The organism is Halomonas caseinilytica (assembly GCF_001662285.1).
Classification (GTDB): domain Bacteria; phylum Pseudomonadota; class Gammaproteobacteria; order Pseudomonadales; family Halomonadaceae; genus Halomonas; species Halomonas caseinilytica.
The window spans coordinates 56,625-71,811 of record NZ_BDEO01000011.1 but is presented as its reverse complement, the minus strand read 5'-3'; the positions used below and the strand labels follow the sequence as shown (position 1 = coordinate 71,811).

Genomic DNA, 15,187 nt, shown 5'->3' with positions numbered 1-15,187 from the left:
TGACACTACATTGCACGCCTTGGCATGCGCATCGGGGCGTGCACAATGCTGTCGTTCGGGAAGGTGACCCATGACGGAATTTCTCAAGGCGCTTCGTACGCTTCTGGCACAGCTCTCGGAATATGAGGCATCCGAGGCGCATTGGGGCGACCTATTGCAGGCGCTGGTCGGCGATTTTCCCGCCGATGCCAGTACCTTGATGGTGATGGATGGTGAAGCCTTGCGACCGGTGGCCCTGCTGGGACTGGATGACGAGGTGCGCGGGCGGCGCTTTGCATTGCAGGATCACCCCCGGCTCGCCGCGATCGCCAGCCACGCCGGGGTGTGCCGATTCCCCCATGACAGTCCGCTGCCGGACCCCTTCGATGGCTTGATCGACGAGGATCTCAGCGATGTGCACGATTGCCTCGGCGTCGCCTTGCGCGATGATGAGCGCCTGACCGGCCTGCTGACACTGGATGCGCTCGAACCGGGGCGCTTGGATGGCCTCGATGACGATCAACTGCTGAGCATCGCGCGGCTGCTGGGTACCTGTCTGCACCTGGCCGAGCGACTGCGCACCACGCGCACCCGCCTCAACGAGGTGCTGGCCCAGGCGTCTCCCTCCGAGATCAACTGGCGCTGGAACAGTCGTGCCATGCGCCAGCTCGACCGTGCCATCGAGCTGGTGGCGCCCACCGACATGAGCGTGCTCCTGCACGGAGAGACCGGTGTCGGCAAGGAGCTGGCGGTGCGGGCATTGCACCGACGTTCGCGTCGCCACCAGGGCCCCCTGGTCCAGGTCAACTGCGCGGCCTTGCCGGAGAGTCTGATCGAGAGCGAGCTGTTCGGTCACCGACGCGGTGCCTTTTCCGGCGCGACAGAGGACCGGCGCGGCCACTTCGCGATGGCGGACGGAGGCACCCTGATGCTCGACGAGATCGGGGAACTGCCGCTGGCACTCCAGCCCAAGCTGCTGCGTGTGCTGCAGGAGGGGGAGATCCAGCCGCTGGGGTGCGAGACGCCGCGCAAGGTCGATGTACGGGTCGTTGCCGTCACCAATCGCGATCTCCATGTCGAGGTCGAGGCCGGTCGTTTTCGCGCGGATCTCTATCACCGCCTGAGTGCCTTTCCCCTGCATGTGCCGCCCTTGCGGGAGCGTCCCGAGGATATTCCCCTGCTGGTCGGCCACTTCCTTGAGGTCAATCGGGTGCGCTTGGGGCTTCACAACCTGCGGTTGCAGGCGGAGGCCGAAACGGCGCTGTTGGCCTGGCGCTGGCCGGGCAATGTGCGTGAACTCGAGCATACGCTGGCCAGGGCGGCACTGCGTGCGCTGGGCGAGCAAGGCCTGGTGGCAACCAGCGATCGGCGCCAGGCCGTGGCGTTGATCACGCGCGAGCATCTCGATCTGCCCGATGACGCGACCGCCTCGGCCTGCCTGGACGTTCGGCAGGGTTCGAGCGAATCGTCGGCGTCTCTCGAGCCGTCGCTGTCGCTGAAGGAGGCCACCGAGGCGTTCCAGCGTCGTCACATCCAGGCAAGCCTGCGTGACCATGATGGCAACTGGGCGGCGGCGGCCCGGTCACTGGGCATGGATCCGGGCAATCTGCATCGGCTGGCCAGACGCTTGGGGCTGAAGGCGACGTGAACGGCTCCGCGAAGCGTTCACTCTTGTTGTCGGCGAGCCCGAAAGGCGCCCTCGGTGCGACCGAGGGGACGAAAGGTGTCGTCGAAGACGGCATCCAGGTCGAAGGTGGAGTGCTGGCCGATGGCGTCGAAGTGCTCGTCCAGCCATTGGTCGGCCCAGCGTCGGCCCAGTTCATGAAGCCGTGAGATGAAGCGCCATTCGGCGTTCATCTTGCTCGAGGCGCCGAGTGACTCGATATCCTGCTCGGTGTGGATCAGATGCAGGCGCATGGCGCGATAATTCTCCAGTTCCAGGCCTTCTGCTTCGATCAGGCGCTGAAGTAGCTGAATACTGCGCAGTTCCTTGATCAAGCTGGAGTTGAAGGTGATCTCGTTGATGCGGTTGATGACATCCCGGGCGCAATCGGGAAGCCGTTGGCGCACGAGCGGGTTGACCTGAACCACGACCAGGTCACGGCAGTCCTGGTCGTCGACCAGCGGGTAGAGGGCCGGGTTGCCGCTGAAGCCGCCGTCCCAATAGGCCTCGCCGTCGATCTCCACGGCGGGAAAGATCGAGGGCAGGCAGGCCGAGGCCATCAGCGAGTCGACCGAAAGGCCAGGTTGACGAAAGATCGTGGCACGTCCGGTGCGCACGTTGGTGGCGGTGACGAAGACCTTGACGCCTCGGCAGGCGTTGACCCGTTCGAAGTCGATCTGGCGCTCGACGAGATCGCGTAGTGGATTGAATCCCATGGGATTGAGCTGCGAGGGGGCGACCAGGCGGGTGAGGCCTTCGAAGAACAGATAGCCCGGGGAATGGTCCAGGTTGTCGTTGCCCATCAGCCTGTCCCAGAAGCTGCGCTGGAAGGGCGAGAAGCGAGCCGCCGCGCTGACGGCTTCCCAGAAGGTGCGCAGGGCCTCGCGGGCTCCGTCACGACCGTTGCGGTGGAGACCGTCGGCGAGTACCACGGCGTTCATGGCGCCGGCACTGGTGCCGCTGATGCCGACGATCTCCAGTCGCTCGTCTTCCAGCAGGCGGTCCAGCACGCCCCAGGTCAGTGCCCCATGGGAGCCGCCGCCTTGCAAGGCAAGATCGATGCGTTTGCGTTCCTGCGACATGTCCCCTCCGGTCGAACCTGGCATGTTGCAGTGCAGTGTAGACGCAGGTGATCGTTGCCTGCACGGTCGAAACGTCCGAGGGCACCGTTAGGGCGCTGTACCCAGCAGCAGATCGCCTTCGATGGGAATGAAGCGCGAGGCCGAGCGGATCAAGGCGTCGGCGGTGAGGGCCGGGACGCCGTAGACCTCTACCTCGACACCATGGTCGTGTCGGAGCCGTTCGGCCAGCAGGGCGAAATCGCCATCCCCCGAGGCCAGCACGACCACGTCCACCTCGGGGGCGTGGGCGACGGCATCCAGGGTGATGCCGACATCCCAGTCGCCCTTGGCCGAGCCATCGGCCCGCTGGATGAAGGGCTTTAACTTCACCTCGAAGCCGATGGCGCGCAAGATGTTCTGGAACTGGCGTTGCTTGGCATCTCCCCGGTCGATGGCATAGGCGATGGCCCGGGCAACGCGTCGCCCCTCGGTGGCGCGCGCCCACAGGGCGTTGTAGTCGACGTTGCGCCGATAGGTGTGGCGACTGGTGTAGTACAGGTTCTGGATGTCCAGCAGGATCAGCGCCGTCGGCATGCGAGCCCCTTGGTGGCTGCCGGGCGCTTGCCCGGACGAGAGTAAAAGCGCCGGCCGAGACCGGCGCGAACGGTTCAGGTGGAACCGTGGTGGTGTGTCTCGAGGATATGATGGAAGCTCCAGTCTTTCACCATCGGGTCCTCGTGATTGACGACGATGTCGGAGTGCGCCAAGACGTAGCTCTTTCCGGTGATGGTGTTCTCCACGACCTGGTGGGTGCCTTCCTGGCGAGTGCCGGTGAACTCGCCGATGAAACCGGTCTCGCGCAGGGATACCGTCTCGAGCTTGTCGCCGGGCTGGATGCGGCCTTCATGGTGCATCAGTGCCAGGCGGGCCGAGGTCCCGGTCCCGGTGGTGCTGCGACAGATCACGCCAGGGTGAACGTAGGTTGCCGAGCGCGAGCGATAGAAGTCGTCGGCGACCTGCTCCACCGGCCCCATGAAGTGCAGGAAGGGCAGGGGGCCGACGTCGCCCAGGGTGTAGTGGGAGAAGCCGCGTTCGGCCTGGATCGCCTCGACGATCTTGTGGGCGCATTCGGAGAGGTGGCGCTCTTCTTCCGCGACCAGCAAGAAGCCAAGCTCGGTGGCGTCGACCAGGGCATAGAAACCGCCGCTGTAGGCCACGCTGTAGGTCACGTCGCCGATCGAGGGGACATGGATGCTGGCCTTGTGGGTGTCGATGTAGCTGGGAAGGCCCTCGCAGGTGATGGCCTCGACCACGTCATTCTCGACCAGCGCCTCGATCTGGACCAGCCCGGCAGGTGCCTCGAGCATGAAGCGCTGGCGACCTTCCTGCTTGGGAACCAGGCCGGCTTCGAGCACGGCGGTGGCGGTGCAGATGGTGTTGGAGCCGGAGTAGATGGGGTAGCCCATCACTTCCATGATGATGTAGCCGGCAGCGGCTCTCGGGTCGCTGGCCGGCACGATCAGATCCACCGACATCTCGGGGATGCCGTAGGGTTCCTCAAGGAGCAGCTTGCGCAGCCCGTCGGCGTCGTCGCGCAGGTACTCCATCTGCGCTCGCACGGTGTCGCCCGGCAGGGGCGTGATGCCACCGAGCACGATGCGGCTGACATCGCCGCCGGCGTGGGTGTCCATCAGGCGGATGCCGAGTGTCTGGGACCTGGGTGTCTGGGTCATTGGTGTCCCTCGAGGGCGTGGGGGGCGCCGTGCTGCGACCATTCGCTGTCCGGCACGATGACGATCTTGCCCAGATAGTTGCTGCCGCGATTGACGAAGTAACGTTCGGCCTCGTGCAGCTCGGAGAGCTTGAAGGCTGCATGCAGCACGGGCTTGAGTTTGCCGTCGCGAATCCAGTCGACCAGTTGCTCGGCTTCTTCGCGGGTACCGTGGGAGACGCCGAAGATCTGCACCTGATAGAGGTAGATCCGCGTCCACATGATCTCGCTGACGTTGCCGCCGCTGGCACCGGCGATGGAGAGCCGAGGATAGCTGTCGCGGGCCTTCATGTCGAAGATCATGGTGTCGATGAAGCGGTCGGTCATCTCGCCGCCGACCAGGTCCATGACCGCGTCGATGGGGGCTCCGCCGGTCACGGCCTTGACCTGTTCGGTGAAGTCGCTCATGTCGGAGCGGTCGAGCACCGCCTCGGCGCCGAGGTTCAGCAGGGCCTGGGCCTTGTCGCGCTGGCTCAGGGCATAGGGCACGGCGCCGACGATCCGGCAGAGCTGGATCAGGGCGGTTCCCACGCCGCCGCTGGCACCGGTAACCAGGACACGTTCCCCGGCCTGGATGCCTGCCGAGGTCATCATGTGGTAGGCGGTCTGGTAGGAGCACATGCCCATGGCGGCCAGTTCGGCATCGCTCAGCTCGGAGTTGGGCACATGATGGAACTGGTCGGACGGCACGGCGATGTACTCGGCGTAACCGCCGTCGGCGCCGTGGCCGTAATAGTCCGGCGTCAGGTTGATGTGGCGACGATCGTCGGCGTAGAGATTGAAGTCCAGCAGGCCGCGTTCGCCAAGGCGCGAGGCATCGACGCCATCGCCTACGGCCACCACCGTGCCGACCACATCGGCACCCTGGATGCGCGGAAAGGTCAGGGTCGGTGAACCTCCCATGGCGAAGGAGGCCACCTCTCCCTTGTCCTTGGTGGGGTAGAGTCCCTCGCGTGCCTTGCGGTCGGTGTTGTTCTTGGCCGTGGCGGTCACCTTGACCAGGACCTCGCCGGCGGCAGGGCTCGGTGTGGCCACGTCCTGGCGATAGACCAGCTTGTCGACGTCGCCATGCCCGGTCAGCAGCATGGCCGACATGGTCGTGGGGACCGTCTCCGGCAGAGGGGTGAAGCCCATCGGCGTGCTCCTTGCATTGGGGATTAAAGCGCCGACGATAGCAAAGAACCGCGGCTTGGCCAGTGGGGTTTTTTTCCGATTTGCAGGCCCTGGAGGGGGCGTTTTTTCGGTGCGCTCCCGATGGTGATGGCGCCGGCCCCCAAGCGTTGACTCGGATTGCCCCGACTCACTTGCGCTACTCGTGCCTCGGCGCCATGGTAAAAGGGCGTTAACCACTCAGCATGCCGAGGCCCGCGCGATGTCGCTGATCGATCTACGCGCCACCAATCTCGCACGCGAACATGTGGCCCATGTGCATGGGCATCATCAGTTGATCCTGGCGACTCGAGGTGCCACCGAGCTTTCCATCGAAGGCAACGGCGAGCGGGTCACCGGCAGTCGAGGATGCCTGATTCCCTGTGCCCATCATCATGAATACATGGGCGATGGGCGAAACCGCACCTTCGTGCTCGACATCCCTGTCGCCACGCTGCCTGCGTTGCGCAATGCCGGCGACATGGAGCGACTGTTCGATCGCCCGCGCTTCTTCGGCGTGCCCCCGCGCCTGAATCGGCTGGCCGACAGCCTGATGCAGCAGCTCGAGCACTGTCCGGCCCTGCACAGCGAGATCGCCGCCCTGTTGCTGCGGGCGCTTTACCTGCATCTGGAGTCGCAACCGCTTTCCGGGGAAGGGGAGGCATACGTGGCCGGGCGCGATGGCCGGCTCGACATGGCCCAACTGGATGACTGGATCGATCGCCACCTGGCCGAGGAGATTCGCGTCGAGCATCTGGCGGCCCGGTGCGCCCTGAGTGTCGGGCACTTTCATGCCTGTTTTCGCGAGCGCATGGAGATGACGCCTCTGGCCTATGTCCAGCAGCGTCGTCTCGAACACGCCCGAACGCTGGTCAACCATAGCGGCCTGAGTCTCGGGCAGATCGCGGCGCTGGTGGGATTCCGCGACCAAGGCAGTTTCTCGCGCGCCTATCGACGCGCCTTCGAAGTGTCGCCGTCGAGCGAGCGGCGGTTGAGCTGAGACGCGTGAGCCTGGGGCAAGAAGTTCTCATTCGCAGGCAAGCATGATGCCGTATCGCTTCCTACATTGCTGTACAGCGGCCTGTCGTGGACATCGTCTCACGATGGGCGATAACAACAGCAAAGACGCGAGGACGATACGATGCCGAGCCATTCCTTCGCCCGCCTGACGGCACTGGCCGCCTTGCCGTTGGCCATGGTCAGCGCCCAGGTGCAGGCCCAGTCCCACGAGATGGCCATTGCCACCCTGATTCCCGAAAACCTCGAGAACAACAGCATCTATCCTGCCCTGGTGCACTTCAAGGAACGGGTCGAATCGCTCACCAGTGGCGATCTGGCGGTCAACATCTTCGGTGGCGGTCAGATGGGCTCCGAGGTGGAAACCGGCTCGCAGGTGCAGGCCGGCGGCCGCGCCCTTCAGTCGAGCGTACTCACTTCCGGGGCGATGTCGTCCTTCTACGAGGATTACCAGGTGGTCACCGCGCCCTTCCTGTTCGACAACTGGCGGCAGGCCTGGGCCTTCTTCGACAGCCAGTGGTTCGCGGATTTCATGTCCGGCGCCATCGAGGCGGCCGACATGCGCTATCTGGGAACCTTCGATGACGGTGGCGGCTTCGTGGCCTTCACCAACAACGAGCGCCTGATCAAGACCGTCGACGATCTCGAAGGACTCAACATCCGCACCGAGGAAAATCCCGCTCACGTGGCCACCATGAAGGCGTTGGGCGCCTCGGCCACGCCGTTGCCCTGGGGGGAGCTGATCACTGCCCTGGAAACCGGTCTGGCCGATGGCCAGTTCAACGCGCCGGTGATCAATACCACCTATGGCCTGGACGAAGTGACCGACTACACCACCCTGACCGGCCATGTCTACAACAGTGCGTCCTGGGTGGTCAGCGAGACCTGGTTTCAGACGTTGCCCGAGGACTACCAGCGCATCGTCACCGAGGCGGCCCGGGAAGCGGTGGAGTTGAGTCACGGCGCCTCGGCAATGCTTGCCACAGCCAGTTGGCAGACGTCCTGCGAGCTGTTCGAGGAGTGCTACATCATGCCCACCGAGGAACGCCAGCGGATGGCCGAGATCGCCCGACCGGCCTGGAAGCAATGGATCGTCGAGGACTTCGGCGCCGATGAGCAACTGGTCGAGGACATGCTGGCCAAGGTCGATGCGCTGCGCGATTCGCTGCCGGAGGAGGCCTTCCAGCGTTATGGCCAGTAAGGCCCGATACATTGTGCGATAGCCGTGGTGGGACAGGGTTCCGCCACGGCCAATGTCTCTGGTTCGCTCATTCGGATATCGATCATGTCGCGACTGACCCAGGCCCGCCGCTTCAGTGATGCCGTCAACCAGGTCGCCATCGTGATTTGCGTGACCTGCATCCTCGGCATGCTGGCCATTTCCTTCACGGGGTTTCTGTACACGCTGTTCACCGGTGGGGCCCTGAGCTGGACCTATTCGCTGGCCAGACTGTTTCTGCCATGGATCGGCATGCTGTCGTCGACCATTGCCCTGCATGCCGGCGAGCACGTGGCCATGACACTGCTGATGCGCGTGCTGCCCGAGGCCCTGGTCAAGGTGGCCGCCGTGCTCACTCTGGCGGTGATCGCCTTCTTCGCGCTGCTGGTGATCTGGTACGGCTGGAGCTTCTTCCAGAACGCCACCCAGGTCTACATGGTCTCGGATGCCATCCAAATCTCGCGCAAGTGGACGGCCATCGCCGTGCCGATCTCCGGCGTCATCTTCCTGCTGCACCTGGTACACGGCTTCAGCCTGCTGGAGCATTTCACCGACGAGTCCGCGGTGATCGAGGAGGTGATCCGCCAGGACGAGGAATCCCGCTCATGACGCCCGCCATCATCACCTTCGTCGTCGTGCTGTTGATCGGGGCTCCGGTCGCCGTGGTCATGGCGATCTCCGGGGTCGCCGGTGTCTATTCGCTGGGCGGCGAGCGCCTGGTCGGCATCATCGCCGATCGCATGTTTGCCGGTGTCTCCGGCTACATGCTGATCGCCGTGCCGTACTTCATCTTCACCGCCGAGTTGATGAACCAGGGCGGGCTGACCCAGAAACTGATCGCCTTCAACAATGCCTTGTTCGGTCGCATTCGCGGGGCTCTTTCCCACGTCAACGTCACGGTGTCGTTGTTCTTCGCCGGCCTGACCGGGGCGGCCATCACCGATACCGTGGCGATCGGCAAGATCATGATTCCCGAGATGAAAAAGCAGGGATATGACGCCGAGTATGCCGCCGCCATCACGGCCTGTTCATCGATCATCGGGCCGATCATTCCGCCCAGCGTGGTGATGGTGGTCTATGCGACCCTGCTGCGCGACATCTCGGTGATCGACCTGTTCGCCGGCGGTATCCTGCCAGGTGTGCTCATGACCGCCGCATTGCTGCTGACCAGCATTGTGCTGGCCTGGCTACGAGGGTATCCGAAGCAGGCCGGCACGCCGATTCGCGTGGCCGTCCTGGCGTTCTTTTCGGCGCTGCCGGCCATGCTGGTGCCATTGATCATTCTCGGCGGCATTCTCTCGGGCATGACGACCATCACCGAGGCCTCGGGGTTTGCGGCCGTCTACGCGATCTTCATCGGCGCGGTCTTCTATCGCAACCTGAGCCCGAAGAAGATCTGGAATGCCCTGGTGACCACGGTGAAGTTCTCCGGGGTGGTGTTCTTCCTACTGGCGACCTCGGCGGTACTCGGCTGGTTCGTGACGCGCTCCGGCATTGCCCGGGAGGCCGCCACGGCCATTGCCACGTTGAGCGATGTGCCCTTCGTGCAGATCATGCTGGTGTGCCTGTTGCTGGTCGTGCTCGGCACGGTGATGGATGTGTTGCCGGCGCTGGTGGTGATCGGCCCGGTGGTGGTTCCGGCCATGGTATCGCTCGGTTTCGATCCGCTGCATTTCGCCATCGTCATGATCGTCACGCTCAACATCGCCAATGTCACGCCTCCCGTGGGCATGACCCTGATGACGGCGGCGCGTATCGCTGAGGTGCCCTATGAACGGGCGATCCTGGCCTCCCTACCGTTCTACTGTGCCTTCATCGCCGTGGTGGTGCTGCTGGCCGCTTTTCCGTTCCTTTCCACCTGGATTCCCTCGCTGCTTGGCTGAGGGACGACGCAAGGAGGCGCGCATGAGGCTTTTCTATCACCCCGATCAGGAACGTCATGCACCGGAGCACTTCCTGTTGCGAGGACGGCCGGCCCCTTCGCCGGAAGGACCGGTGCGCGCCGAGTTGCTGGCGCAGGGCCTGGCCGAGGTCGGGATGTCGCTGACCGCGCCTGGCATCGTCGACAGCGAGCGCCTGAGAACGCGCCTGGCGCGGATTCATGCGCCGCGCTATCTCGATTTTCTGGCGACCATTCACGAGCGCTGGCAGGCATTGCCGAATGCCGCCGAGATCGTCGCGCCCAATGTGCACCCCTGTGGTGGCGGCCATCATTATCCGCGGCATCCGGTCGGCCAGGCCGGTTGGCATCTGCATGACATGGCCTGCCCGATCACCGCCGACAGCTTTGCCGGCATCCTGGCCAGCGCGGCCTCCGCCCAGGCTGCGGCCGAGGCGGTCAACGGCAGCGAGCATCATGCCTATGCCCTGTGCCGGCCACCGGGACATCACGCCGGCCCGGAGCGTGCCGGGGGCTTCTGCTTTCTCAATAACGCCGCCCTGGCCGCCACGGTGCTGCGTGAGAGTTTCGCGCGGGTGGCCATCGTCGATGTGGACCTGCACCACGGCAATGGCACCCAGGACATCTTCTATGCCCGTCGCGATGTCTGGACGGGCTCGCTGCATGCCGATCCGGCGGACTTCTATCCCTTCTTCTGGGGTGGGGTCGAGGAGACCGGCGAGGGAGAAGGCGAGGGTGCCAACGTCAATCTGCCGTTGCCTCTGGGAAGCGGTGGCCGGGTCTTTCTCGATGGCCTGGAATCGCTGCTCGCCCGGCTGGCCGATTACGAGCCCCAGGCCATGGTGGTAGCGCTCGGCCTGGATGCCCACAAGGCCGATCCCCTGGCGGGGCTGGCCCTGGAGACCGGAGACTTCACGGCAATGGGCCGCCAGCTCGCCGAACTCGACCTGCCCACGGTGCTGGTACAGGAGGGCGGCTACCCCACCGATGAGCTGGGCCATAACCTGGCGGCTTTCATGGCCGGCTTCGCCGGTGTCCGAGAAGGAACTTGCCAATGATCACGGGAGGAGTGACATGCGCATCATCGACGCCGAGGAAGTTGCCGCCGGCCTGGCCTGGCCGGCGCTGGTGGACCGATTGGCTCATACGTTTCGCCAGGGCGTGGTCTCGCCGCCCCGTCACCACCATGGCGTGCAGCGTCACGACGGCGAGGCGACCCTGTTGCTGATGCCGGCCTGGGAGCAGGACGGTTATATCGGGGTGAAGATGGTCAATGTCTTTCCCCAGAACGCCACGCATGGCCTGCCGGCGATCGCCGGCGTCTACCTGCTCAGCGAGGGCGACCATGGGCAACCGCTGGCCTGTATCGACGGCAGCGAGCTGACTCGCCGTCGCACCGCCGCCGCTTCGGCATTGGCCGCCCGTGAACTGGCCCGCGAGGACGCCGAGACGCTGCTGGTGGTGGGCACCGGCAAGCTGGCGCCGATGGTTATCGAGGCACATGCCTCGGTGCGGCCGATTCGTCGCGTCCGTATCTGGGGGCGCCACCCGGACAAGGCTCGCCGGCTGGCCGACGAATACGCCGAGCGCTTCGATACCGCGGTGGTAAGCGACCTGCAAGGGGCGTGTGGCGAGGCCGATCTGGTCAGTTGCGTGACGCTTTCCACCGAGCCGCTGGTGCGTGGCGCGTGGCTGGCGCCGGGAACGCATCTTGACCTGATCGGTGCCTTCAAGCCAGACATGCGCGAGAGTGATGGCGAGTGCCTGCGGCGCGGCGAAGTCTTCGTGGATACCTATGCTGGCGCACGGGGCGAAGCTGGAGATATCCATCAGGCCATCGACGAGGGCGCCTTCGCGTTCGAAGACATCCGTGCCGAGCTCGCCGAGTTGCTCTCGGGGAGCGAGCCCGGGCGCAGTGGTCCCGAGGCGATCACGGTCTTCAAGTCGGTGGGGGCGTCGCTGGAGGACCTGGCGGCGGCCATCGAGGTCTGGGAAGGCCGCCGGAGAGCAGGCGGCGCTTGAAGCGCCCGCTTGGCAGATCGCCGAGCTCGGGGCCGCACGGCGAGTTCGGCGCAGGGTGTCGGGCTGCGAGGCTCGCCGGAGGCTCAGTACTTGCGGGTGACGAGCCAGTGGGTGACGCCCAGCGCCAGGACCACGGTGGCGATGGCAAAGACGTACTCGGCCGAGACGGTTTCGATGTCCAGCACGATCACCTTCCGGGCGATGGCCATCAACGCCGTGGCGATGACCAATTGGATCGGCAGGACGCTGGTGCCGAGATAGAGACGAATGTTGATAAAGATCTCGATGGCGATCAGCACCACCATGAAGGCGCCGAACAGCCGGAAAATATCGCCGACCTCCAGCAGCAGGTAGGGCGGAGAGGCGAGCTGTTGGTAAAGGACGTAGATGACGTCGAAGATGCCCCACAGGATCACCAGCACCATCAGCACTGCCAGTATCTTGACGCCGATGCGGATGACGCGATGCAGGATGCCGATCAACGGATCGACGTGTTCCTCGGGGAGTTCGTCGTGGACGAGTCTATGGTGTGGCTCCTGGCGAGCTTCGGGGTCCGTGCTCATGGCATCTCTCCTGGCCGATCTGCATCGCACTTTGCCATTATGCTTGTTAATCAGCCAAGAAAAACGCCACGGTGACCCCCACCGTGGCGAGCGATTCCAGTCCTCCCTGGGCATCGTCCTGATGCCGATTTCCTTGAGGGGCGTCCTGCCCCTTGGCGTCCCTGGCAACGATAATGGCAGTGTCCCTTGCCCCCGTCCCATCCTCGGACATGTGCACTATCACGCATCGAGATGACAGTGGTGTGTCGCGTAAATGACGTTTCGTTGACGATGGGTCACGCGTCGCGAATGCCGTCTTCCAGCGAACTCAACAGGCCGCGCAGCAACGAAATGTCACGTCGGGTCGGTTGGGCGCGGTCGAACAGGGCACGCAACTGTTCCTCGGTGCGGGCATGGGGCTGGGTGATGAAACCACTGGCATGCATGACCCGCGAGAGGTGCTCATGGAAGTGATCGATCTGCTGGCGGGTCGGCAAGGGCGCTGAGGCATGCCGGGGCGCCTGATAATCGCTGTCGGGACGACGCCGCCAGGCACCGAAGGTCTCGTAGGCCAGCACCTGCACGGCCTGGGACAGGTTGAGCACGCCATAGTCCGGGTTGGCAGGGATGCTGACCTGGTGGCTGCAGTCGCGGATCTCGTCGTTGGTCAGGCCGAAGCGTTCGCGTCCGAAGACCAGGGCAACGGGCGCTTCGCTGGCATTGTCGACCAGGCTTGTGGCCATCTCCGACGGCTCGTCGTAGTGGGGCAGGGGATAACTGCGCAGTCGGGCACTGGCGCCGACCACCTGCACGCAGTCGGTCACTGCCTCGGCCAGCGACGAGACGACGGTGGCGTTGTCGACGACATCCTCGGCTCCGGCAGCAAGCCGGGAGGCCTCGGGGTCGGGATAGCAGCGCGGGTTGACCAGCACCAGGTCGGTGAGGCCCATGGTCTTCATGGCCCGCGCCGAGGCGCCGATGTTACCGGGATGATAGGTCTGAACGAGAACGATACGGATGTTCGACAGCATAGACAAAGGAGGCAAGAGGTAAGGGGAAAGAGAAGCGAGCGACGGGCCGGATGCTCCGTATGGGCAGGAATTCTACATGGTCCTTCTGACTTCTTCTCTGCTCGCATAAAAGAAACCCCCGCCGGTTTCCCGGCGAGGGTCTGTCTCAGGCTGGGCCTGGGAAGGGGGACGGCTTACATCATGCCGCCCATGCCTCCCATGCCGCCCATGCCACCCATGTCGCCGCCACCGGAGTCTTTCTCGTCCGGATCGTCGGCGATCATGCACTCGGTGGTGATCATCAGGCCGGCGATGGAGCCAGCAGACTGCACGGCGCTGCGAGTGACCTTGGCCGGGTCCAGCACGCCCATTTCGAACAGGTCGCCGAACTCGCCGGTCTGAGCGTTGTAGCCGAAGTTGCCTTCACCGTCCTTGACGCGGTTCAGGATCACGGACGCTTCCTGGCCGGCGTTGGTGACGATCTGGCGCAGCGGGGCTTCCATGGCACGCACGGCGATGGCGATGCCGTGGGTCTGATCCTCGTTCTCGCCCTTGAGGTCGGCGATCTTGGTCAGCACACGGATCAGGGCGGTACCACCGCCGGGCACCACGCCTTCCTCGACGGCGGCGCGAGTGGAGTGAAGGGCGTCCTCGACGCGTGCCTTCTTCTCTTTCATCTCCACTTCGGTGGCGGCACCGACGCGGATCACGGCCACGCCGCCGGCCAGCTTGGCGACGCGCTCCTGGAGCTTCTCACGATCGTAGTCGGAGGAGGTCTCCTCGATCTGGGCGCGGATCTGGCTGACGCGAGCCTCGATGTCGCTGTCCTGGCCGGCGCCATCGATGATGGTGGTGTTCTCCTTGGACATGGTCACGCGCTTGGCGGTGCCCAGGTGGTCCAGGGTGGTCTGCTCGAGATCCAGGCCCACTTCCTCGGAGATCACGGTGCCGCCGGTGAGGATGGCGATGTCCTGCAGCATGGCCTTGCGACGATCACCGAAGCCGGGTGCCTTGGCAGCGGCGACCTTGACGATGCCGCGCATGTTGTTCACCACCAGGGTTGCCAGGGCTTCGCCCTCGATGTCCTCGGCGATGATGACCAGCGGCTTGCCTGCCTTGGCCACGGCTTCCAGGGTCGGCAGCAGTTCGCGGATGTTGGAGACCTTCTTGTCCACCAGCAGGATGAACGGGTCTTCCAGTTCCACGGCCATGGTGTCCTGGTTGGTCACGAAGTACGGCGAGAGGTAGCCGCGGTCGAACTGCATGCCTTCCACGACATCCAGCTCGTCGTCGAAGCCACGACCTTCATCGACGGTGATGACGCCTTCCTTGCCTACCTTCTCCATGGCGTCGGCGATGATCTGGCCGATGCGCTTGTCGCCGTTGGCGGAGATGGTGCCGACCTGAGCGATGGCGCTGGAGTCGGTGCACGGCACGGACAGCTCGCCGATTTCCTTGACGGCGGCCTCGACGGCCTGGTCGATGCCGCGCTTCAGGTCCATCGGGTTCATGCCGGCGATGACGCCTTTCAGGCCCTCGGTGACGATGGACTGAGCCAGCACGGTGGCGGTGGTGGTGCCGTCACCGGCGACGTCGGAGGTCTTGGAAGCGACTTCCTTGACCATCTGGGCGCCCATGTTCTCGAACTTGTCCTTGAGTTCGATCTCCTTGGCGACGGAAACGCCGTCCTTGGTCACGGTCGGCGCGCCGAAGGACTTTTCCAGCACCACGTTGCGGCCTTTCGGACCCAGGGTCGCCTTGACGGCGTTGGCCAGGGTGTCGACGCCCTTCGCCATGCGAGTGCGTGCATCACTGGAGAACTTGACTTGTTTCGCTGCCATTTTCGTATGCTTC

14 protein-coding genes are annotated in these 15,187 nt (G+C 64.5%); 7 read left to right on the top strand and 7 right to left on the bottom strand.

Going from position 1 to position 15,187, the window contains the following annotated elements:
- Window positions 1-70 precede the first annotated feature (70 nt).
- Window positions 71-1,627 (top strand): nitric oxide reductase transcriptional regulator NorR, encoded by a 1,557-nt coding sequence (gene norR / locus HSDC_RS12475; protein ID WP_064700275.1) that lies wholly within the window; start codon window positions 71-73, stop codon window positions 1,625-1,627.
- A gap of 17 nt (window positions 1,628-1,644) precedes the next feature.
- Here norR and HSDC_RS12470 read toward each other — a convergent pair whose 3' ends face one another.
- From HSDC_RS12470 to HSDC_RS12455, 4 genes are all read right to left on the bottom strand, one after another.
- Entirely contained in the window at window positions 1,645-2,724 is a 1,080-nt protein-coding gene (locus HSDC_RS12470; RefSeq protein ID WP_064700274.1) for a patatin-like phospholipase family protein, read from the bottom strand.
- Between the two features lie 87 nt (window positions 2,725-2,811).
- Window positions 2,812-3,297 (bottom strand): LabA-like NYN domain-containing protein, encoded by a 486-nt coding sequence (locus tag HSDC_RS12465; RefSeq protein ID WP_064700273.1) that lies wholly within the window; start codon window positions 3,295-3,297, stop codon window positions 2,812-2,814.
- A gap of 74 nt (window positions 3,298-3,371) precedes the next feature.
- Entirely contained in the window at window positions 3,372-4,436 is a 1,065-nt protein-coding gene (locus HSDC_RS12460; RefSeq protein WP_064700272.1) for a proline racemase family protein, read from the bottom strand.
- Window positions 4,433-5,608, bottom strand: a complete 1,176-nt coding sequence (locus tag HSDC_RS12455; RefSeq protein WP_064700271.1) for a zinc-binding dehydrogenase — start codon at window positions 5,606-5,608, stop codon at window positions 4,433-4,435. The genes HSDC_RS12460 and HSDC_RS12455 overlap by 4 nt, the downstream gene beginning before the upstream one ends.
- A gap of 238 nt (window positions 5,609-5,846) precedes the next feature.
- Between HSDC_RS12455 and HSDC_RS12450 the strand changes: the two genes are divergently transcribed.
- The 6 genes from HSDC_RS12450 (at window position 5,847) to lhpI (ending at window position 11,781) form a co-directional block, all read left to right on the top strand.
- Window positions 5,847-6,623 carry an AraC family transcriptional regulator gene (locus tag HSDC_RS12450; RefSeq protein WP_064700270.1) on the top strand — a complete coding sequence of 259 codons (777 nt, stop codon included), beginning with the start codon at window positions 5,847-5,849 and terminating at the stop codon, window positions 6,621-6,623.
- Window positions 6,624-6,764: 141 nt separating this feature from the next.
- Entirely contained in the window at window positions 6,765-7,841 is a 1,077-nt protein-coding gene (locus HSDC_RS12445; RefSeq protein WP_064700269.1) for a TRAP transporter substrate-binding protein, read from the top strand.
- Window positions 7,842-7,925: 84 nt separating this feature from the next.
- Window positions 7,926-8,468 (top strand): TRAP transporter small permease, encoded by a 543-nt coding sequence (locus HSDC_RS12440; protein ID WP_064700268.1) that lies wholly within the window; start codon window positions 7,926-7,928, stop codon window positions 8,466-8,468.
- Complete coding sequence (locus tag HSDC_RS12435) at window positions 8,465-9,742, top strand: TRAP transporter large permease (RefSeq protein ID WP_064700267.1); 1,278 nt, start codon at window positions 8,465-8,467, stop codon at window positions 9,740-9,742. The genes HSDC_RS12440 and HSDC_RS12435 overlap by 4 nt, the downstream gene beginning before the upstream one ends.
- Window positions 9,743-9,764: 22 nt before the next feature.
- Window positions 9,765-10,817, top strand: coding sequence for a histone deacetylase family protein (locus HSDC_RS12430; RefSeq protein ID WP_064700266.1), 1,053 nt, complete (start codon window positions 9,765-9,767; stop codon window positions 10,815-10,817).
- Window positions 10,818-10,833: 16 nt separating this feature from the next.
- Entirely contained in the window at window positions 10,834-11,781 is a 948-nt protein-coding gene (gene lhpI, locus HSDC_RS12425) for a bifunctional Delta(1)-pyrroline-2-carboxylate/Delta(1)-piperideine-2-carboxylate reductase (RefSeq protein WP_064700265.1), read from the top strand.
- 83 nt (window positions 11,782-11,864) lie between these two features.
- On the opposite strand, the gene HSDC_RS12420 is transcribed toward lhpI, so the two are convergent.
- The 3 genes from HSDC_RS12420 to groL all read right to left on the bottom strand — a co-directional run bounded on the left by HSDC_RS12420 (window position 11,865) and on the right by groL (window position 15,174).
- Window positions 11,865-12,344 (bottom strand): phosphate-starvation-inducible PsiE family protein, encoded by a 480-nt coding sequence (locus HSDC_RS12420; protein WP_064700264.1) that lies wholly within the window; start codon window positions 12,342-12,344, stop codon window positions 11,865-11,867.
- 275 nt (window positions 12,345-12,619) lie between these two features.
- Window positions 12,620-13,354 carry an RNA methyltransferase gene (locus tag HSDC_RS12415; protein WP_064700263.1) on the bottom strand — a complete coding sequence of 245 codons (735 nt, stop codon included), beginning with the start codon at window positions 13,352-13,354 and terminating at the stop codon, window positions 12,620-12,622.
- A 173-nt stretch (window positions 13,355-13,527) separates the two neighbouring features.
- Window positions 13,528-15,174 carry a chaperonin GroEL gene (gene groL, locus HSDC_RS12410; protein ID WP_064700262.1) on the bottom strand — a complete coding sequence of 549 codons (1,647 nt, stop codon included), beginning with the start codon at window positions 15,172-15,174 and terminating at the stop codon, window positions 13,528-13,530.
- Window positions 15,175-15,187 lie beyond the last annotated feature (13 nt).

What these genes read in the sequence shown, in the direction of transcription:
- groL (WP_064700262.1), bottom strand. Translation starts at nt 15,174, where the DNA reads ATGGCAGCGAAACAAGTCAAGTTCTCCAGTGATGCACGCACTCGCATG.
- HSDC_RS12440 (WP_064700268.1), top strand. Translation starts at nt 7,926, where the DNA reads ATGTCGCGACTGACCCAGGCCCGCCGCTTCAGTGATGCCGTCAACCAG.
- HSDC_RS12450 (WP_064700270.1), top strand. Translation starts at nt 5,847, where the DNA reads ATGTCGCTGATCGATCTACGCGCCACCAATCTCGCACGCGAACATGTG.
- HSDC_RS12470 (WP_064700274.1), bottom strand. Translation starts at nt 2,724, where the DNA reads ATGTCGCAGGAACGCAAACGCATCGATCTTGCCTTGCAAGGCGGCGGC.
- HSDC_RS12415 (WP_064700263.1), bottom strand. Translation starts at nt 13,354, where the DNA reads ATGCTGTCGAACATCCGTATCGTTCTCGTTCAGACCTATCATCCCGGT.
- HSDC_RS12430 (WP_064700266.1), top strand. Translation starts at nt 9,765, where the DNA reads ATGAGGCTTTTCTATCACCCCGATCAGGAACGTCATGCACCGGAGCAC.
- HSDC_RS12460 (WP_064700272.1), bottom strand. Translation starts at nt 4,436, where the DNA reads ATGACCCAGACACCCAGGTCCCAGACACTCGGCATCCGCCTGATGGAC.
- HSDC_RS12455 (WP_064700271.1), bottom strand. Translation starts at nt 5,608, where the DNA reads ATGGGCTTCACCCCTCTGCCGGAGACGGTCCCCACGACCATGTCGGCC.
- HSDC_RS12445 (WP_064700269.1), top strand. Translation starts at nt 6,765, where the DNA reads ATGCCGAGCCATTCCTTCGCCCGCCTGACGGCACTGGCCGCCTTGCCG.
- lhpI (WP_064700265.1), top strand. Translation starts at nt 10,834, where the DNA reads ATGCGCATCATCGACGCCGAGGAAGTTGCCGCCGGCCTGGCCTGGCCG.
- HSDC_RS12465 (WP_064700273.1), bottom strand. Translation starts at nt 3,297, where the DNA reads ATGCCGACGGCGCTGATCCTGCTGGACATCCAGAACCTGTACTACACC.
- HSDC_RS12420 (WP_064700264.1), bottom strand. Translation starts at nt 12,344, where the DNA reads ATGAGCACGGACCCCGAAGCTCGCCAGGAGCCACACCATAGACTCGTC.
- HSDC_RS12435 (WP_064700267.1), top strand. Translation starts at nt 8,465, where the DNA reads ATGACGCCCGCCATCATCACCTTCGTCGTCGTGCTGTTGATCGGGGCT.
- norR (WP_064700275.1), top strand. Translation starts at nt 71, where the DNA reads ATGACGGAATTTCTCAAGGCGCTTCGTACGCTTCTGGCACAGCTCTCG.